This is a genomic window from Rhodococcus sp. H29-C3 (assembly GCF_030063405.1).
In the GTDB taxonomy this organism is placed as follows: domain Bacteria; phylum Actinomycetota; class Actinomycetes; order Mycobacteriales; family Mycobacteriaceae; genus Rhodococcoides.
Genome location: NZ_JASITC010000008.1, coordinates 71,473 through 88,901 on the forward strand (window position 1 = coordinate 71,473; position 17,429 = coordinate 88,901).

Below are 17,429 nucleotides of genomic sequence, written 5' to 3' on the forward strand. Positions count from 1 at the left end.
GTATGGCTGCACCAGCAGCTCTGTCGAACAGCACATTGGATGTCAGCTCGATCCGTGCCGATTTTCCGATTCTTTCGCGTACGGTTCGCGACGGTAAGCCGTTGGTGTACTTGGACTCGGGTGCTACATCTCAGCGCCCGGTCCAGGTTCTCGACGCAGAACGTGAGTTTCTGCTGACGTGCAACGCCGCGGTTCATCGTGGCGCACATCAGCTCGCCGAAGAAGCGACCGACGCGTACGAGGGCGCCCGCGCCGCCATCGCGTCGTTCGTCGGTGCGGACGCCGGTGAACTCGTGTTCACCAAGAACGCCACCGAGGCGCTCAATCTCGTCACCTATGTTCTCGGAGACGATCGATTCGATCGCCACGTCGGACCTGGCGACGAGATCGTGATCACGGAACTCGAGCATCACGCCAACCTAGTGCCGTGGCAGGAATTAGCCAGACGAACCGGTGCCACGCTGCGATGGTTCGGCGTGACCGACGAGGGACGGATCGATCTCGATTCTCTGAAGCTCACCGATGCGGTCAAGGTTGTCGCGTTCACTCATCAGTCGAACGTGACGGGCGCGGTGTCACCTGTTGCCGAGCTCGTTCGACGGGCTCGTGAGGTCGGGGCGCTCGTCGTGCTCGACGCATGCCAGTCCGTGCCGCATATGAGCGTGGACTTTCATGCACTCGATGTCGACTACGCGGCGTTCTCGGGACACAAGATGCTGGCGCCGTCGGGCGTCGGCGTTTTGTACGGCAAAGCAGAACTCCTCGACGCGATGCCGCCATTCGTGACAGGCGGTTCGATGATCGAGACAGTGACAATGGAGAAGACCACTTACGCGCCGCCGCCTCAGCGGTTCGAAGCGGGCGTACCGATGGCTTCTCAGGTGGTCGGACTCGGCGCAGCGGTCGCTTATCTCGAGTCGATCGGTATGGACGCAATTGCGGCGCACGAGCACACCCTCGTCGGAGCGACACTCGACATGCTTGCGAATATCGAGGGTGTTCGAGTGATCGGACCGACCGAGAACATCGATCGAGGGTCAGCGGTGTCGTTCGTCGTCGACGGCGTCCACGCACACGATCTCGGTCAGATTCTCGATGATGACGGTGTTGCTATCCGCGTCGGACACCACTGCGCGTGGCCTTTGCACCGCCGTTTCGGTGTCGCAGCCACTGCGAGAGCGTCGTTTGCTCTGTACAACACGTTCGATGAAGTAGATGCGCTGGGTTCGGCGATCGAGCACGCCCAGAAGTTCTTCGGGACCAGGGGTGCTGCCTGACATGCGCATGGAGCAGATGTACCAAGAGGTCATTCTCGACCACTACAAACACCCGCACGGGCGCGGTCTTCGCGAGCCGTTCGGAGCCGAGGTCCACCACGTCAACCCGACTTGCGGTGACGAGGTGACGTTGCGGGTGAACATCGACGATGGTGGAACCGTCACCGACGTGTCCTACGACGGGCAGGGTTGTTCGATCAGTCAGGCTGCGACTTCGGTCCTCACGGATCAGGTCATCGGACTACCTGTCGAGCAAGCGATGAGAGTCGTGGATGCCTTCAGTGAAATGGTCGGCAGCAGAGGTACCGTAGATGGCGACGAGGATGTCATCGGCGATGGAATCGCGTTCGTCGGAGTGTCCAAGTATCCCGCCCGCGTCAAGTGTGCGCTGCTCGGATGGATGGCTTTCAAGGATGCGGTTGTTCGAATAGTAGAAGAGACTCCCGCAGCACCCGCACGATCCGGAGGACAGGTATGACCCAGACACAGACAACCGATTCGCAGAACGGTGCCACTGCTGCGCCCGAGACCGACTCGGCAGGCTCGGCTCCGGCCGACTCGTCGTCTACGGCGGTGCCTGCATCGCTCACCCCGGATGAGATCAAGGTTCTCGAAGACCTCGAAGAGGCAATGCGCGATGTGGTCGACCCCGAGCTCGGGATCAACGTCGTCGACCTCGGCCTGGTGTACGACATCAATATCGACGCCGACGACATCGTCACGGTCGATATGACGCTGACTTCGGCTGCGTGCCCGCTGACAGACGTCATCGAAGATCAGGCGCGTGGCGCGCTTGTGCGAAGTGGTCTGTGCGCCGACCTGAAGATCAATTGGGTGTGGATGCCGCCTTGGGGACCGGACAAGATCACCGACGACGGACGTGAGCAGCTCAGGGCCCTCGGCTTTACCGTGTGATCTCGCCTCGTGAGGGCTAATTACGCATAGGTTCACCAGTACGTTCGGTATGTCATGGACGTTCTGGTGAACCGACTTTTGCTCGAAGGCGTCCTAGCTTGAACGAACCTGCATGGTTTTGGTCGATGCAGGTTCGGTTATGCGCCTTTTCTAGCCGGCGTCGACTTTTCGGCAGCGGATCGCTTTGACGGCGCAGTCTTTTTGGCGGGTGCTTTCTTTGCGGCCGCCTTCTTCTGCGGAGTTTTCTCCTCCGACGCACTCTTGTTCGCGGCCGTCTTGGTCTTGGAAGACGAGTGTGCGGTCTTGGCGCTCTTGCCCGCGGCTTCGACGCTGCGTTGGAGGGCAGCCACCAGGTCGACGACCTCGGCGTCTTCGCCGTCGCTGGTTGTCTCGCCCTCGGGACGGACGACCTTCTCTCCACCGTTCTCGATCGTGTCGTCGATCAGCTTACGTAGTTCGATCTGGTAGTCGTCCGTGTACTCCGTGGGATCGAAATCTGCCGACATACTCTCCACCAGTGAGGTAGCCATCTTGACTTCCTGAGGCCTTGCTTCGGGTGCATCGTTCAGCGAGGGAAATTCCGCGGCCCGCACCTCGTCCGGCCACAGCAGTGTCTGGATCACAAGAGTATTCTCGCGAACCCGCAAGGCGGCCAGTCGCGTCTTCTGCCGCAAGGTGAAATGCACCAGCGCGGTACGTTCCGTATCCAGGAGTGTCTGTCGCAACAGCACATATGCCTTCGGCGACGAAGAGTCGGGTTCGAGGAAATAGCTCTTGTCGTACAGGATGGGATCGATTTGTTCGGTAGGGACGAATTCCAGGACCGGGATCTCGTGTTTTTCGGCGGCAGGGAGCTTGTCGAAATCTTCGTCGGTCAGGATGACGCGTTCACCGTCGGGTGAGTCGTACGCCTTGTCGATGTCGGCGAACTGCACCGATTTGCCGCATTCGGAGCAGACACGATCGTATTTGATCCGACCGCCGTCTTTCGCGTGTACCTGATGGAACCGGATGTCGTGTGTCTCCGTCGCGGAGTACACCTTCACCGGCACGTTGACGAGCCCGAAGGCGATAGATCCCTTCCATATGGAACGCATGAGGTTCATGATTCACGAGGCACGGGTGTCGTGTCGAGGGGTTCGTTATCGAGACGACGAGTGGTGGCCGTTTCCCCGCCGCGGATTGACTACCGTTCGCGCTATCGCCATGCGAGCTCGAGGTGGGAGCGTCGGGAACATTCGCATCATTGCGTTCATCGTTGCGAGTGGATCCGCTCGGTTGGACAGGTAGGCAGTCTGCTGGGCGACCGGAAGCTCGAAGAAGCTGGCGAAGAAGTGGGGGATCAGCTCGGGTTCGAGTTCGAGCGCGGTCCGTAGCCCGAGGTTGCGTAGACGTTGGACCGCCCAAACCGAAAGGGGGCGAACAGAATTTCCGGTGCGAAGTGTCGCGACTACGGTGTCGGCTGCGGCCAGTGATGCTGCGACGCTGTAGCCGGTGGCCGGGTGCATGAGACTGGATCGTGCGCCGAACCGCACAGCCCCGCGTTCACCTCGCAGGTGCCCTGGCGGTTGTACCGGGAACCGGACGCGTTCGATCGGCTCGGTCCCGGTCGGGCGGGCGCCGCGGTTGTGTAATCGTTTCGCGAGGCGATCTCGTAGGACATCGAGACCCAGTGGCGGACTCCCCACAAGACAGGTCTCTTCGAGCAGGATTCGATCGTCGTCGAGCGGGACCGCATACAGAAAGCTCGGTACCTCCTCAGGTGAGGTGCCATTGTCGTATCGCCAGTCCATGAACCAAGCACTGGTGTCCTCCAGGAGCGCAACGCCCGCCGAGCGATCGACGACGATGCCGTATGCCGTCTGTTCGGCGAGACCCAGCACGCCGGCGGATCCGCGCGCGTCGACAATCGTGCGTCCGGTGACCGTTCTCCCGTCGGCGAGACGAACGGCGTCCTTGGTCACCGATGTGGCTGTTCCCTGGAGCACACGAGCGGATCCTTCGCTGAGCACCTGTTGCAGCGCAGCGGTGTCGAGTACGCAATACGTCCGATCGATCGTGTGACGTCGTACCGTCCACGCCGCTGGCCGAGCGATGGTCGACGCGACGGCTGCGGCGGGGAGCCAGTGGGGGAGCTCGTCCGACCAGGCCGAATATGTCGGGGTCCAGCGCCTGTTGGGGTGAGGATCGATGGCTACGACGTCGACCCCAGCGGCGGACGCTCGATGTGAGAGGGCGCGACCCGCCGGGCCGAGCCCGACCACGACGAGGTCGGCCGCGACGTCTTGGGACGGCGTTGAATCGTTCACAGTCCGCCGGTGGCCAGCAATCCGCCATCCACTCGGACGGTTTCGCCGGTGATCCAGGACGATGCGTCGGATACGAGGAATCCCACGAGACTTGCGACGTCTTCGGGAGATCCGAGCCGCTTCATCGGATATGCCGCGGCAGCTTGCTCCTCGCCTCCAGCCACCAGCGCCTCGGCAAACTTCGTCTTGACCACGCCCGGTGCGACTGCGTTCACTCGTATCGATGGTCCCAGCTGCCACGCGAGTTCTTCGGTCAAGCGGATCAGGGCCGCTTTGGAAGCGCCGTACGCAGCGATCACACCTGTGGAGCGCAGGCCCGCGACGCTCGCGACGTTCACTACGGCACCACCGTGCGCGCCCATCCAGGCTCGGTAGGCCTCCTGGATGTACCCCAATGTGGCGACGACATTGGTGTCGAAGGTCTTCTTGACACCGTCGAGATCGGCGTCCATCAGTGAACCGTAGACAGGATTGATACCGGTGTTGTTGATCAGGATGTCGAGCGAACCGAATACCTCGATCGTCTTGTCCACCGAGTCGCGACGGGAGTCCGCATCACCGGCATTGCCTGCAATTGCCAGGACCCTGTCGGTCCCGTTTCCGGTGGCTTCGCCGAGTTGGCGGGCCGCCTCGGCCAGCGGTTCCGGTTTGCGAGCGGTGATCGTCACACGTGCGCCTCGAGCCAGCAGCTCGGTGGCGATTGCCTTGCCGATTCCTCGGCTGGCACCGGTGACGAGAGCCACTCGGCCTGTCAGATCCTGCTCTTGGGCTGTTTTGGCGGCGGTCATGAATCAAGACGTTACCGGTGTCACTGCTCGGACGGTCGGTAGCACGGCCCCCGAGGGGTTAAAATGGGAGGTTCATGGGCCATGAGTGGTTTCAGGGCCAGGCCCAGCGCACTTTCGACGAGTCATCGTTCGCTACCGCCTGCGACTCGACCGCTCGTGAAAACGGCCAGACGCCGAACTTCGCCCGCTATAGCTAGGAGCACCCGCGTGATTACCGCCACCGACTTGGAAGTTCGTGCCGGTGTCCGCACGTTGCTCTCGACGCAAGGACCAGCACTTCGCGTACAAGGTGGAGACCGTATCGGGTTGGTCGGCCGTAACGGAGCGGGCAAGACCACGACGCTGAGAATTCTTGCGGGTGAGGGCGAACCCTACGCGGGCACCGTTGTGCGTACGGGCGATCTCGGATACTTGCCACAGGACCCGAAAGAGGGCGACCTCGATGTGCTTGCCCGGGATCGAGTTCTCTCCGCGCGCGGACTCGACACCTTGTTGCATCGCATGGAGAAGCAGCAGGCGTTGATGGCCGAGGTCGCCGACGAGGCGCTTCTGGACAAGGCGGTCCGCAAGTACGGCGAGCTCGAGGAGCGATTCGCATCGCTGGGCGGCTACGAAGCAGAGAGTGAAGCAGCGCGAATCTGCAACAGCCTGGGACTTGCCGATCGCATTCTCGCCCAAGCACTGCGCACGCTGTCCGGCGGCCAACGTCGGCGCGTGGAACTTGCGCGCATTCTGTTCGCGGCCTCCGACGGGAGCGGCGGACGGTCCGACACGACACTACTGCTCGACGAACCCACCAACCACCTCGACGCCGACTCCATCACCTGGCTCCGTGGGTTTCTGCAGAATCACGATGGCGGGCTGATCGTGATCAGCCACGACGTCGACCTTCTGAGTGACGTAGTCAACCGCGTGTGGTTCCTCGATGCGGTGCGCGGCGAGGCCGATGTCTACAACATGAACTGGAAAAAGTACATCGATGCTCGGGCAACCGACGAGCAGCGCAGGCGGCGTGAGCGTGCCAATGCGGAGAAGAAGGCAGGCGCGTTGCGCGTGCAGGCCGCGAAGATGGGCGCGAAAGCAACCAAAGCTGTTGCCGCGCAGAACATGGCAAAGCGTGCTGACAAGCTCATGGCCAACCTCGACGCCGAGCGAGTCTCGGACAAAGTTGCGCACATCCGCTTCCCTGAACCTGCACCCTGCGGCAAGACCCCCCTCATGGCGAAGAACCTCACCAAGATGTACGGGTCGCTGGAAATCTTCGCCGGAGTCGATCTGGCCATCGACCGCGGCAGCCGCGTCGTAGTACTCGGACTCAACGGTGCGGGTAAGACGACCTTGCTTCGGATTCTTGCGGGTACCGAAAAGTCCGACGCCGGTGAGATCCTCGCCGGCCACGGACTCCGCGTCGGATACTTCGCACAGGAACACGACACACTCGACGATCGCGCGTCGGTGTGGGAGAACATTCGCCATGCGGCACCGGACACAGGGGAGCAGGAGTTGCGCTCGCTACTGGGGGCGTTCATGTTCACCGGACCGCAGCTGGAGCAGCCGGCGGGCACGCTGTCGGGCGGTGAGAAGACCAGACTTGCACTTGCCGGACTTGTGTCCTCTGCAGCCAACGTTCTGCTTCTCGACGAGCCGACGAACAACCTCGACCCGATTTCACGTGAACAGGTGCTCGATGCTCTCCGTAGTTACAAGGGAGCCGTCGTGCTGGTCACTCACGACCCTGGTGCGGCCGAAGCCCTGTCACCCGAGCGGGTCATCCTGCTACCCGACGGCAACGAGGACCACTGGTCACAGGACTACCTTGAACTGATTCAGCTGGCCTGATCGGCGATTTTCTCGTGGTCGAAGTGTGATGTCCTCTACCCTGGTTGTGCGGGGGTGTTCGGTGAGTGAACTGTCGCTGACTGGAGGAACGCCATGCCACCACTACCGGCCCGAGGATCCGTCACCGAATCCGAGGTCCCGCCTATCGGTAAAGGCGCACGTATTACCGGCGAATCGCGCGATCGGCTCCGAGCGTCACTGCAGGAGCAGTACTCCGCAGGGGCCAGTATTCGCAGTCTGGCCCACGATCTCGGCAGATCCTACGGATTCGTGCACAAGATACTGGCCGAATCGGGTGTCGCGTTACGTTCGAGGGGCGGCCCTAATCGGCAGAAGTGACATCGCGCCGAATAGCTGTACATGGGGCTAAGCGCTGTCGGGCCTGCGAACCGATGCTTCGACAAGGTCCAGTACCGCCGAGAGATTAGGTCCTCCCTGACCGGAGGCGATGCGAGCGACAAGACCGTCGAGCACGAGATCGAGATAGTCGTGCATCACATCCTTCGGAACGTCCTCACGCAGTTTGCCCGCCGTTTTCTGACGTTCCAGACGGGCAAGGGTTGCATCGGTGAGTTCCGAGGATTTCTCCGCCCAGCTCTTCCTGAATTCCGGATCGGTGCGTAAGCGCCTCGCTATTTCCAGCCGAGTACCGAGCCACTCGAACCGATCGGGTTGCTCGAGAATGTCCCGCATGACCTGAACCAGGCCTTGACGAGCAGCCACTTCTGCCATTCGCCGAGCATCTTCCTGCGCGAGCGCGAGAAACAACCCGTCCTTGTCCTTGAAGTGGTGAAAGATCGCACCTCTGGACAGACCAGTCGTCTCCTCGAGGCGGCGGACCGTCGCACCCTCGTAGCCGAATTCACCGAAGCAACGTCGTGCGCCGTCGAGGATCTCGCTACGTCGTGCTGCCAAATGGTCCTCACTGACCTTCGGCACACTGCCTCCTTCATAGGCTGATACGTGGTCCCGCCTTCAGCGCAGAACGCGCACGCCCACTGTCTGTTCGAGCCTGAACCGGGCTCGAAGTGGTCGTGCGCGTTCTGAGTCTCACTGGTCGAGTTCACTCACCAGGGCCGAGCTTGAAAAGAAGTGCCTAGCCTCGGATCATATTGCGGAGGACGTACTGCAAGATGCCGCCGTTGCGGTAGTAGTCCGCCTCACCGGGGGTGTCGATGCGCACCACGGCGTCGAATTCGACCTTCGTGCCGTCGGTCTTCGTCGCAGTGACTGCCATTGTCTTGGGTGTGACACCCTCGTTCAGCTTCTCGACGCCGACGATATCGAATGTCTCGGTGCCGTCGAGCTTCAGCGATGCAGCGCTCTCGCCAACCGGGAACTGAAGCGGAACAACGCCCATCCCGATGAGGTTGGAGCGGTGGATACGCTCGAAGGACTCAGTGATGACAGCCTTGACGCCGAGCAGGCTGGTTCCCTTCGCAGCCCAGTCACGTGAAGAGCCGCTACCGTACTCCTTGCCACCGAGGACCACGAGCGGAATGCCGGCGGCCTGGTAGTTCTGCGAAGCATCGTAGATGAAGGCCTGCGGTCCATCTTCCAGGGTGAAGTCACGGGTGTAACCGCCCGAGACGTCATCGAGGAGCTGGTTCTTCAGTCGGATGTTAGCGAACGTTCCACGAATCATGACCTCGTGGTTGCCGCGGCGCGAACCGAGCGAGTTGTAGTCCTTGCGCTCGACTCCGTGCGAGTCCAGGTACTGGGCAGCAGGCGTTCCGGCCTTGATCGGGCCAGCTGGGCTGATGTGGTCGGTGGTGACCGAATCTCCCAGCAGTGCAAGGACACGAGCGCCCTTGATGTCCTTGACCGGCTCCGGATCCATTGTCATGCCGTCGAAGTACGGGGGCTTGCGCACATAAGTGGACTTCTCGTCCCACGCGAACGTGTCGCCTTCGGGGGTCGAAAGGTTTTGCCAGCGGCTGTCCCCGTCGAAAATCGTCTTGTACGACTTGCGGAACATGTCCTGGCTGATGGACGACTTGATCGTGTCGTCGATCTCCTGTGCGGACGGCCAGATGTCCTTCAAGTAGACGGGCTTGCCGTCGTGGTCGTCTCCGAGCGAGTCGGTCTCGAAGTCGAAGTCCATCGTGCCGGCGAGGCCGTATGCGATGACGAGCGGGGGCGAAGCCAGGTAGTTCATCTTGACGTCGGGGGAGATCCGACCCTCGAAGTTTCGGTTACCGGAGAGCACTGCAGTGACCGAAAGGTCGTTGTCGTTGATCGCTTTCGAGATCGGTTCGGCGAGAGGACCGGTGTTGCCGATGCAGGTGGTGCATCCGTAGCCACCGAGGTAGTAGCCGAGCTTCTCTAGGTACGGCCACAGACCGGCCTTCTCGTAGTAGTCGGTGACTACCTGCGAGCCGGGCGCCATGTTGGTCTTGACCCACGGCTTGGTGGTCAAGCCCTTGTCGACGGCGTTGCGCGCGAGCAGTGCAGCGCCGAGCATGACTGACGGGTTCGAGGTGTTGGTGCAGGAGGTGATGCCTGCAACGACGACCGCGCCGTGGTCGAGGACGAACTCGGCGCCCTCTTCGGACTTGACGGTGATCGGCTTGCTCGGGCGACCGTCGGAACCGTACGCGGCGGACTGGACGGCGACGGCGTCGTCCTCGGTGAACGACAGTGAAGCGGGGTCGCTCGCGGGGAACGACTCGTTGAGTGCCTCGTCGAGCTTGCTGTCACCTTCGTGTGCGGGGTGGCTCTCATCGACGTAGTTGTGGATGTCCCTGCGGAACGCAGGCTTGGACTCCGACAAAAGAATTCGGTCCTGCGGGCGCTTCGGCCCGGCAATGGACGGAACGACGGTGTTGAGGTCGAGCTCGATGTACTCGGAGTACACGGGCTCGTTCTCCGGGTCGTGCCACATGCCCTGTTCCTTGGCATACGCCTCGACGAGCGCCAGCTGCTCGTCGCTGCGGCCGGTCAGGCGCAGGTAGTTGATGGTCTCTTCGTCGATCGGGAAAATTGCCGCGGTGGAACCGAACTCGGGGCTCATGTTGCCCAGCGTTGCTCGGTTGGCCAGAGGTACCTCTGCGACGCCCTTGCCGTAGAACTCCACGAACTTGCCGACGACGCCGTGCTTACGGAGCATTTCGGTCGCGGTGAGGACGACGTCGGTCGCGGTCACGCCGGGCTGAATCTCCCCGGAGAGCTTGAAGCCGACGACGCGGGGGATGAGCATCGAGACCGGCTGGCCGAGCATTGCTGCTTCGGCTTCGATCCCGCCGACGCCCCAACCCAACACGCCCAGGCCGTTGACCATAGTGGTGTGTGAATCGGTACCGACGCACGTATCGGGATACGCCTGGCCGTTGCGGGTCATGACGGTCGGTGCCAGGTACTCGATGTTGACCTGGTGCACGATACCCATGCCGGGGGGTACGACCTTGAAGTCGTCGAAGGCGCCCTGTCCCCAACGAAGGAACTGGTAGCGCTCGCCGTTGCGCTCGTACTCGAGGTCCACGTTGCGCTCGAGGGCATCGGCGCGGCCGAACACGTCGAGAATCACCGAGTGGTCGATCACCATGTCGGCAGGAGAGAGCGGGTTGACCTTGCTCGGGTCACCGCCCAGTGTGGTCACGGCTTCGCGCATGGTGGCCAGGTCGACGATGCACGGCACGCCGGTGAAGTCCTGCATGATGACTCGCGCCGGAGTGAACTGGATTTCGACGCTCGGGTCCGCGGACGGATCCCACGAAGCGATCGAACGGATATGGTCGGCGGTGATGTTGGCACCGTCCTCGGTGCGAAGGAGGTTCTCCGCGAGGACTTTCAGTGCGTATGGCAACTTTTCGGCACCGGGCAAGGCCGACAGACGGAAGATCTCGTAAGAGTTCTTTCCGACCTCGAGGGTGCCCTTTGCACCGAATGAGTTATTACTAGCGGTCACTTCAGCTCCACTCGTCTATGAGGCACACCGCCGACGGGGCTGTGTCGACGGTTGAAGCGAGACCTTCTACGCGACCGAGCGGTGCGCCGAATGTCTCGTTGTAAGTCTAACAGTACGCTTGTCCTGTGAAACCCTGAGGGCAGGCCTGATGGTGCGACGGCGAGCCCTGCACCGACAATCCTCACGCAGTGGCACCACCTTCGCAATGCAGGGCAACCTCATACGGACCATGCCGCCAGCGTCCAATGCGGTCCCGCTAGGGTTCGGTGACGTAGGGTTCGAACGGGCCGCTCGTACTGTTCGGAAACGACCGCCACCCACCGACTCCGCTATTGCGACTGGACGAGAGATGCCTGATCCGATTCTTGCTTTTGTTCCGCTGGCCGCCGAAGTGCCACCCGGCACGGACATCGATTCGATCGTGGCCGACGTCGCCGAGTCCGGAGTCAGTGCGCCTTCGGCGCTTCGGAGTGACCTGCAGGTCGTAGTCCAGCGTGCGGAAGAGCACGGCGTCGATCTCGGGATCGTGGTCATGGAAAAGGACCCCGTTCACGATTCTCAGTTGCGTGATCTCGCGACAGCGGTCGGGACCCAGGACGGCGGCACAGTCCTCGTCTTGAGTCCAGGTCAGGTGGGGTCCTTCAGTGACACCGTCAGTCGAGTGACGCTCGAAGCTGGGCAAGATCGCACCTACACGGGCAATCCGATCGTCGGAGCCGACAACTTCGTCGACACACTGGTTGGCCCGCAGACTCCGTGGGGTTTGATCACGGGTCTGATCTTGGTGCTGGTTACGGCGGGAGCAGCAGCAACTGCAGTGGCGAAGATCCGGCGCCACAAGGCGCGGATCATCTCGACATCTGAGTCCGACGAGACGGAGCGGCCTTCGCCGTCGACTCCACCGAGCAACACTTCTGGTGAGTCCGTCCTCGACCGCTGAAGATCGACGCTTTCTCGAGACCGCTGGAACGAACGCCTCGCCCCTCTGGTCGGGGCGTTTTTCGCGTGTAGAAAAAGTCGAAAAAACTTCTTTCACGTAAACACCGAGTTCAGCGCATTCGCGCTGGTCGAATTACATATGTGTTCTTTGTGGCTGGAGTTTCTTTAGTGTGCAAAGTGTCGTACGGTCCCATTGGCACTGCTGGGGAAGGAGTGTCGCAAAAGGCAGGGGTCAATCCGAGTTTCCTTGGGTGACGCCTGCTTCTGGTGGGACCGACGTGGTCTGCACCTGAGGTGATGCTGCGTGCCTCCTTCCTGCCCGGTGAGCGTGATTTCCGGTACCCGATGTGGGTACTGGGTCCACTCTTCCGGCGTCGACCTTCGATAGAACGTCGCGAGCGCCGGAACAGAGGGAGACAACTTTGAGGCGACGAGCATTCCGCGGCACTCACCGCTGCACGTTCTCCAGAACGGCGAGAATTTTCGTTGGGGCCGGAATGGTTGTTGCATTGATCAGCGGTGCGTCCAGCACCGCTCTCGCGGTTCCGCCGCCGCCGCCCAATCCATCCGACTTCGACATTGCCGCCGCGGGCTCCGCGGTAGAGCAACAGCTCGGTGCCGTGGGTGCACTGATCAATCAAGTCGCGTCTGCGAACCAACAGCTCGCCCAACTCGATGCTGACGTGGCGATCAAACGCGAGGACGTCAACAAGGCCCTCGTCGATCTTCAAAATGCTCGTGACGCCGCCGACGTAGCTGCGCAACTCGTCGTCTTTGCTCAGCAGGCTCTCACCGATGCAGGTGTTCGAATCCAGGCGGCACAGCAAAAGTTCAACGATTTCGCCGTGTCGAGCTACACCCAGGGCACAGGCGTCGCCTCGGTGTCCTCGTTCCTCGGATCGAGTGGACCAGACGACGTTCTCGACCGTGCGCAGGTACTGAAGGTTCTGTCGAACAGCCAGAACGCTGTGCTCGACGGTCTCCAACGGGCCAGAACCGAACAGGCCAACCGTGACTCCGCGGCTCGCGAGTCCAAACAACAAGCCGATGCCGCAGCCTCGACAGCAGAGTCCAAGAAAGCAGATGCCGAGGAAGCGATAGCGACCGCCCGCGCCGCGCTCCAAGCCCAGGCAGAACAGAAGGCTGCGATCGAGAGCGAGCGTGACTCAGCGCAGAGTCAGCTCGATTCCGCACGATCGAACGTGGCAGGACTTGCCGATCAGCGCGTCGCCTATTCGACCTGGGAGTCACAGAAGGCAGCGGAGGATGCAGCCATTGCCGCCGCGGCGGCCGCAGCGAAGCAGGCGGCAGTTCAAGCTGCTGCCAGGGTTGCAGCGAACCAGGCTGCGAGTGCGGCTGCGGCTGCCGCAGCAGCAGGTCAACGATCCCACACCGATATCGACGAAGATCAGGACTCTGTCGTCAGCGACTCCACCGGCAGCGACTCTGCAGGCAGCACGGGCACCACGACACCCACGACACCGAAGAAGCCGCGAAGCTCGGGCCAATCGAGTTCGTCCCTCACCGGCAGTGCAGCAGTCGAGCTCGCCATCGACCGCGGAATGTCCCAGCTGGGCGTCCCGTATTCCTGGGGTGGCGGCGACGAAAACGGACCGACGAAAGGAATCCGGGACGGGGGAGTGGCCGATAGCTACGGCGACTACAACAAGGTCGGCTTCGACTGTTCCGGATTGATGATCTACGCGTTCGGGGGACTCGGCATATCGCTGCCTCACTACACGGGCTATCAATACACGGCAGGCAAACAGGTCCCATCCTCGAACATGAAGCGCGGGGACATGATCTTCTATGGACCGAACGCCAGTCAGCACGTCGCGCTGTATCTGGGCGACGGGAAGATGCTCGAAGCCCCTCAATCCGGTGACATCGTGAAGGTTTCGTCCGTTCGATACGACGGTATGACGCCGTATGCAGTACGTATGGTGTCCTGACGGCATTCTTCGGGGGCCACTCGGTAGGCTCGCCCCAAAGGAGACATCGGTAGCCTTGGGGGGCGGCCTCACGGCGCAAGCAGTCATCGTCTGAAATAGTCGATGGTCGATACCGAACGTGCCCGAGAAGTGATTCGATTGAAAGCGGTGAATTCTTGGTGACATCACGTGACGGCGCCGAAGCGAACGGCAGCGTCTCGCAGGACAGCGGTTCGAACGGCAGCATGTCCAAGGGCGGCGCCTCGGGCGGGAATGGATCGGGCCGCACCGATGCGGCAGGGCTCGCACATGATGTGCAGATCCTCGAAAAGGCCGTGTACGAAGTCAAGCGTGTGATCGTCGGCCAGGATCGACTGGTCGAAAGGATCCTCGTAGGACTTCTTGCACGCGGCCACGTACTCCTCGAGGGTGTGCCCGGAGTGGCGAAGACCCTTGCCGTGGAAACTTTCGCCAAGGTTGTCGGTGGAACGTTCTCTCGCGTTCAATTCACGCCCGACCTTGTGCCCACAGACCTGATCGGTACCCGCATCTATCGGCAGGGGCGCGAAGAATTCGACACCGAACTAGGTCCGGTCGTTGCCAACTTCGTGCTGGCCGACGAGATCAACCGCGCACCCGCAAAAGTACAGTCCGCATTGCTGGAAGTCATGGCGGAGCGGCAAGTGTCCATCGGTGGTCATACCTTCGCGATGCCCGACCCCTTTCTGGTCATGGCGACGCAGAACCCGATCGAGAACGAAGGTGTCTATCCCCTTCCCGAAGCTCAGCGTGACCGGTTCTTGTTCAAAATCGTCGTCGACTACCCCTCTGTCGAGGAAGAACGCGAAATCGTCTACCGGATGGGCACCGCGGTCCCGACTCCGAAGCAAATCCTCGATCCAGAGGAGCTGGTTCGGCTCCAAAACGTCGCGAGTTCGGTGTTCGTTCATCATGCACTCGTCGACTACGTCGTCCGCGTCATCGCTGCGACGAGAACGCCCGAACAACTCGGTCTCGACGACGTCGCAAGTTGGATCGCATACGGCGCGTCTCCGCGAGCAACTCTCGGGATCATCTCGGCATCGCGGGCCCTTGCTCTGGTGCGAGGACGTGACTACGTGGTGCCGCAGGACGTGCTCGAAGTGATCCCCGACGTTCTCCGTCACCGCCTCGTCCTGTCCTACGACGCACTCGCCGACGAGGTGACTCCGGAAGATGTGATCACTCGTATCTTGCAGGCGGTGGGTCTTCCCCAGGTGGCCCCTCAAGCGGTCGGCGCGCAGCAGGCCCCCCAAGCTCCTTTCGTCCCGCAGCAACCGGCGAACCAAGGCGCGGCGCCGCAGCATCCCCCGCAACAGGGAATGCCGCAGCAGGGAGCACCGCAGCAGGGAGTGCCGCAGCAGGGATACAACGCCGGCGTGCCACAAGGACAGCCGGGTCCAGCCCCGTCCCTGGACAAATCCGCGGGGAATTCCCCAGCCGTGGGTAGCCAGCAGCAGTGAGCGGGGCACTTGCCCGCGGGGCGGGTCGACCACCCGACTCGCGGCCCCCGTCGTTCCGGAGCGGTGAACTACGTGACCCCACACTCGCTGCGGCGTTGCGTACTTTGGAATTGACAGTCCGCCGCCGTCTCGACGGCGTGTTGCACGGCGACCACCTCGGATTGATTCCGGGACCTGGTTCCGAGCCCGGCGACGCGCGGGAGTACCAGCCTGGTGACGACGTCCGACAGATGGACTGGTCGGTTACCGCTCGGACGACTCACCCGCACGTCCGTCAGTCTGTTGCGGATCGTGAACTGGAAACTTGGATGGTCGTCGATCTGTCGGCCAGTCTCGATTTCGGTACGACGGGGTGCGAGAAGCGAGATCTGGCTGTCGCGGCGGCCGCCGCAATCACCCACTTGACCAGTGGTGGAGGCAATCGCATCGGTGCTGTGGTTGCTACCGGAGCGCAAACGACTCGGATCCCGGCCAGGGGTGGCCGAATCCACTCACAGACGTTGCTCCGGACCATCGCGACCACGCCCAGTGCCGCAGACGGCGTCCGAGGAGATCTTCGTTCGGCCATCGAAGCGCTTCGTCGGCCGCAACGCAGGCGGGGGATGGCAGTGGTGATCAGTGATTTCCTCGGGCCGATCGATTGGGAGCGATCGCTGCGAGCGATCTCCGCACGGCACGACGTGTTGGCGGTGGAAGTACTCGATCCTCGGGACCTCGAATTGCCAGATGTCGGGGATGTAGTCCTCCACGACCCCGAAACAGGCCGCACCCGTGAATTCAGCACGACGCCGCAGTTGCGTGCCGATTTCGCTGAAGCCGCGGCGTCTCATCGCGAGGACGTCGAGCGTGCGCTTCGTCGATGTGGCGCTCCGCGCTTGACACTTCGAACCGACGGCGACTGGATAGCGGACGTCGTCCGCTTCGTTTCTTCACGCCGACACACTCTCGGCTCCAGCGCAGTCAATTCGGCTCGGGCAGGTCGCCGGTGAGTCTGTCCGAGTTCACCTCACCGTGGTGGCTGCTGTTCGTGCTCGTCGTTGCCGGTTTGGTCGTCGGTTACGTGTTGGCGCAGCGCCGTCGTCACAACCACACTTTGCGGTTCTCGAACATGGAACTGTTGGAGAAAGTGGCGCCGACGCGGCCGGGTTACTGGCGCCACGTGCCGACTGCACTGATCCTGGCCGGTCTGCTCGTGCTGACAATCGCGTTGGCGGGTCCGACTGCTGATCAAAAGGTGCCGCGAAACCGCGCGACGGTGATACTCGTGATCGACGTGTCGTTGTCGATGGAGGCAACGGACGTCGAACCGTCTCGGTTGGCTGCTGCCCAGGAGGCAGGAAAGTCGTTCGCCGAAGGGTTGACTCCAGGTATCAACCTCGGGCTCGTCGCTTTCGCTGGAACGGCGTCGGTGCTCGTATCTCCGACCGCCAATCGAGAAGCGACCAAGGCGGCCATCGACAAACTGCAATTAAGCGAACGTACGGCCACTGGCGAGGCTATTTTTACCTCGCTGCAGTCGATCGACACGCTGGGAGCGGTGCTCGGTGGAGGTGATGCGGCCCCGCCTGCTCGAATTGTTCTGTTGTCCGACGGCAAACAGACCGTTCCGGAGAGCCCTGACGATCCGCGGGGTGGATACACCGCTGCGCGCGCCGCGAAGGACAAGAACGTACCGATCTCGACGATTTCTTTCGGGACGAGCTACGGGACAGTCGACATCGAAGACGAGTCCGGAGTCGAACGAGTACCGGTCCCAGTCGACGACCCGTCTTTGCGGGAGATTGCCGATCTTTCCGGTGGAAGCTTCTTCACTGCTTCCTCACTCGAAGAATTGCGCGCGGTGTACGACACGCTGGAAGAGCAAATCGGGTTCGAGATCACCCGTGGAGATGCGAGCCGTCCGTGGTTGATTCTCGGAGTCCTGCTCACAACATTGGGTTTGGGCACGGCTTTGGTTCTCCGGCAACGATTGCCCTGATTCCCAGTTATTACTCACCAGTAAGTTTCGCTTTGTCATTCCGG

Annotated in this window: 15 protein-coding genes; 10 read left to right on the forward strand and 5 right to left on the reverse strand. The window is 61.8% G+C overall.

Annotation, left to right across the window (positions count from 1 at the left end; all coding sequences use genetic code 11):
* Positions 1–2: 2 nt before the first annotated feature.
* Genes QMK32_RS17830 through QMK32_RS17840 form a run of 3 tightly spaced genes read left to right on the forward strand, consistent with a single transcriptional unit; the run spans position 3 to position 2,192 of the window.
* On the forward strand, positions 3–1,277 hold the full coding sequence (locus tag QMK32_RS17830) for a cysteine desulfurase (protein ID WP_283476488.1): 1,275 nt from the start codon (positions 3–5) through the stop codon (positions 1,275–1,277).
* A gap of 1 nt (position 1,278) precedes the next feature.
* Entirely contained in the window at positions 1,279–1,755 is a 477-nt protein-coding gene (gene sufU, locus QMK32_RS17835) for a Fe-S cluster assembly sulfur transfer protein SufU (protein WP_269305690.1), read from the forward strand.
* On the forward strand, positions 1,752–2,192 hold the full coding sequence (locus QMK32_RS17840) for a metal-sulfur cluster assembly factor (protein WP_269305692.1): 441 nt from the start codon (positions 1,752–1,754) through the stop codon (positions 2,190–2,192). Before sufU ends, QMK32_RS17840 begins: the two co-directional genes overlap by 4 nt.
* Before the next feature lie 137 nt (positions 2,193–2,329).
* Here the strand turns inward: QMK32_RS17840 and ku are convergent, their stop codons facing one another.
* The 3 genes from ku to QMK32_RS17855 are packed head-to-tail and all read right to left on the reverse strand — an operon-like array spanning position 2,330 to position 5,289.
* Positions 2,330–3,289, reverse strand: a complete 960-nt coding sequence (gene ku / locus QMK32_RS17845; RefSeq protein WP_283476489.1) for a non-homologous end joining protein Ku — start codon at positions 3,287–3,289, stop codon at positions 2,330–2,332.
* A gap of 45 nt (positions 3,290–3,334) precedes the next feature.
* Positions 3,335–4,501, reverse strand: a complete 1,167-nt coding sequence (locus QMK32_RS17850) for a lycopene cyclase family protein (protein WP_283476490.1) — start codon at positions 4,499–4,501, stop codon at positions 3,335–3,337.
* Complete coding sequence (locus QMK32_RS17855) at positions 4,498–5,289, reverse strand: SDR family oxidoreductase (RefSeq protein WP_283476491.1); 792 nt, start codon at positions 5,287–5,289, stop codon at positions 4,498–4,500. Before QMK32_RS17855 ends, QMK32_RS17850 begins: the two co-directional genes overlap by 4 nt.
* A 207-nt stretch (positions 5,290–5,496) precedes the next feature.
* Between QMK32_RS17855 and QMK32_RS17860 the strand changes: the two genes are divergently transcribed.
* Together QMK32_RS17860 and QMK32_RS17865 are read left to right on the forward strand one after the other, a co-directional pair.
* Positions 5,497–7,128 carry an ABC-F family ATP-binding cassette domain-containing protein gene (locus QMK32_RS17860; RefSeq protein ID WP_269305699.1) on the forward strand — a complete coding sequence of 544 codons (1,632 nt, stop codon included), beginning with the start codon at positions 5,497–5,499 and terminating at the stop codon, positions 7,126–7,128.
* A 93-nt stretch (positions 7,129–7,221) separates the two neighbouring features.
* A complete protein-coding gene (locus QMK32_RS17865) occupies positions 7,222–7,467 on the forward strand; it encodes a helix-turn-helix domain-containing protein (RefSeq protein ID WP_283476492.1) in 246 nt (81 codons plus the stop codon).
* Positions 7,468–7,494: 27 nt separating this feature from the next.
* Here QMK32_RS17865 and QMK32_RS17870 read toward each other — a convergent pair whose 3' ends face one another.
* Both QMK32_RS17870 and QMK32_RS17875 read right to left on the reverse strand, forming a co-directional pair.
* Positions 7,495–8,067, reverse strand: a complete 573-nt coding sequence (locus tag QMK32_RS17870) for a TetR/AcrR family transcriptional regulator (RefSeq protein WP_084349004.1) — start codon at positions 8,065–8,067, stop codon at positions 7,495–7,497.
* A 157-nt stretch (positions 8,068–8,224) separates the two neighbouring features.
* Positions 8,225–11,035, reverse strand: a complete 2,811-nt coding sequence (locus QMK32_RS17875; protein ID WP_283476493.1) for an aconitate hydratase — start codon at positions 11,033–11,035, stop codon at positions 8,225–8,227.
* A 349-nt stretch (positions 11,036–11,384) separates the two neighbouring features.
* Between QMK32_RS17875 and QMK32_RS17880 the strand changes: the two genes are divergently transcribed.
* The 5 genes from QMK32_RS17880 to QMK32_RS17900 all read left to right on the forward strand — a co-directional run bounded on the left by QMK32_RS17880 (position 11,385) and on the right by QMK32_RS17900 (position 17,385).
* Entirely contained in the window at positions 11,385–11,975 is a 591-nt protein-coding gene (locus tag QMK32_RS17880; protein ID WP_283476495.1) for an Rv1476 family membrane protein, read from the forward strand.
* Between the two features lie 421 nt (positions 11,976–12,396).
* Complete coding sequence (locus tag QMK32_RS17885; protein WP_502943674.1) at positions 12,397–13,926, forward strand: NlpC/P60 family protein; 1,530 nt, start codon at positions 12,397–12,399, stop codon at positions 13,924–13,926.
* 224 nt (positions 13,927–14,150) lie between these two features.
* Positions 14,151–15,407 (forward strand): AAA family ATPase, encoded by a 1,257-nt coding sequence (locus tag QMK32_RS17890; RefSeq protein WP_502943686.1) that lies wholly within the window; start codon positions 14,151–14,153, stop codon positions 15,405–15,407.
* Positions 15,404–16,396, forward strand: a complete 993-nt coding sequence (locus QMK32_RS17895; protein ID WP_283476500.1) for a DUF58 domain-containing protein — start codon at positions 15,404–15,406, stop codon at positions 16,394–16,396. The genes QMK32_RS17890 and QMK32_RS17895 overlap by 4 nt, the downstream gene beginning before the upstream one ends.
* Entirely contained in the window at positions 16,393–17,385 is a 993-nt protein-coding gene (locus QMK32_RS17900; protein ID WP_283476502.1) for a VWA domain-containing protein, read from the forward strand. The genes QMK32_RS17895 and QMK32_RS17900 overlap by 4 nt, the downstream gene beginning before the upstream one ends.
* Positions 17,386–17,429: the final 44 nt, after the last annotated feature.

Coding starts and splice junctions, on each gene's coding strand:
- ku (WP_283476489.1), bottom strand. CDS start 3,289: ATGCGTTCCATATGGAAGGGATCTATCGCCTTCGGGCTCGTCAACGTG.
- QMK32_RS17855 (WP_283476491.1), bottom strand. CDS start 5,289: ATGACCGCCGCCAAAACAGCCCAAGAGCAGGATCTGACAGGCCGAGTG.
- sufU (WP_269305690.1), top strand. CDS start 1,279: ATGCGCATGGAGCAGATGTACCAAGAGGTCATTCTCGACCACTACAAA.
- QMK32_RS17880 (WP_283476495.1), top strand. CDS start 11,385: ATGCCTGATCCGATTCTTGCTTTTGTTCCGCTGGCCGCCGAAGTGCCA.
- QMK32_RS17830 (WP_283476488.1), top strand. CDS start 3: ATGGCTGCACCAGCAGCTCTGTCGAACAGCACATTGGATGTCAGCTCG.
- QMK32_RS17890 (WP_502943686.1), top strand. CDS start 14,151: ATGTCCAAGGGCGGCGCCTCGGGCGGGAATGGATCGGGCCGCACCGAT.
- QMK32_RS17840 (WP_269305692.1), top strand. CDS start 1,752: ATGACCCAGACACAGACAACCGATTCGCAGAACGGTGCCACTGCTGCG.
- QMK32_RS17865 (WP_283476492.1), top strand. CDS start 7,222: ATGCCACCACTACCGGCCCGAGGATCCGTCACCGAATCCGAGGTCCCG.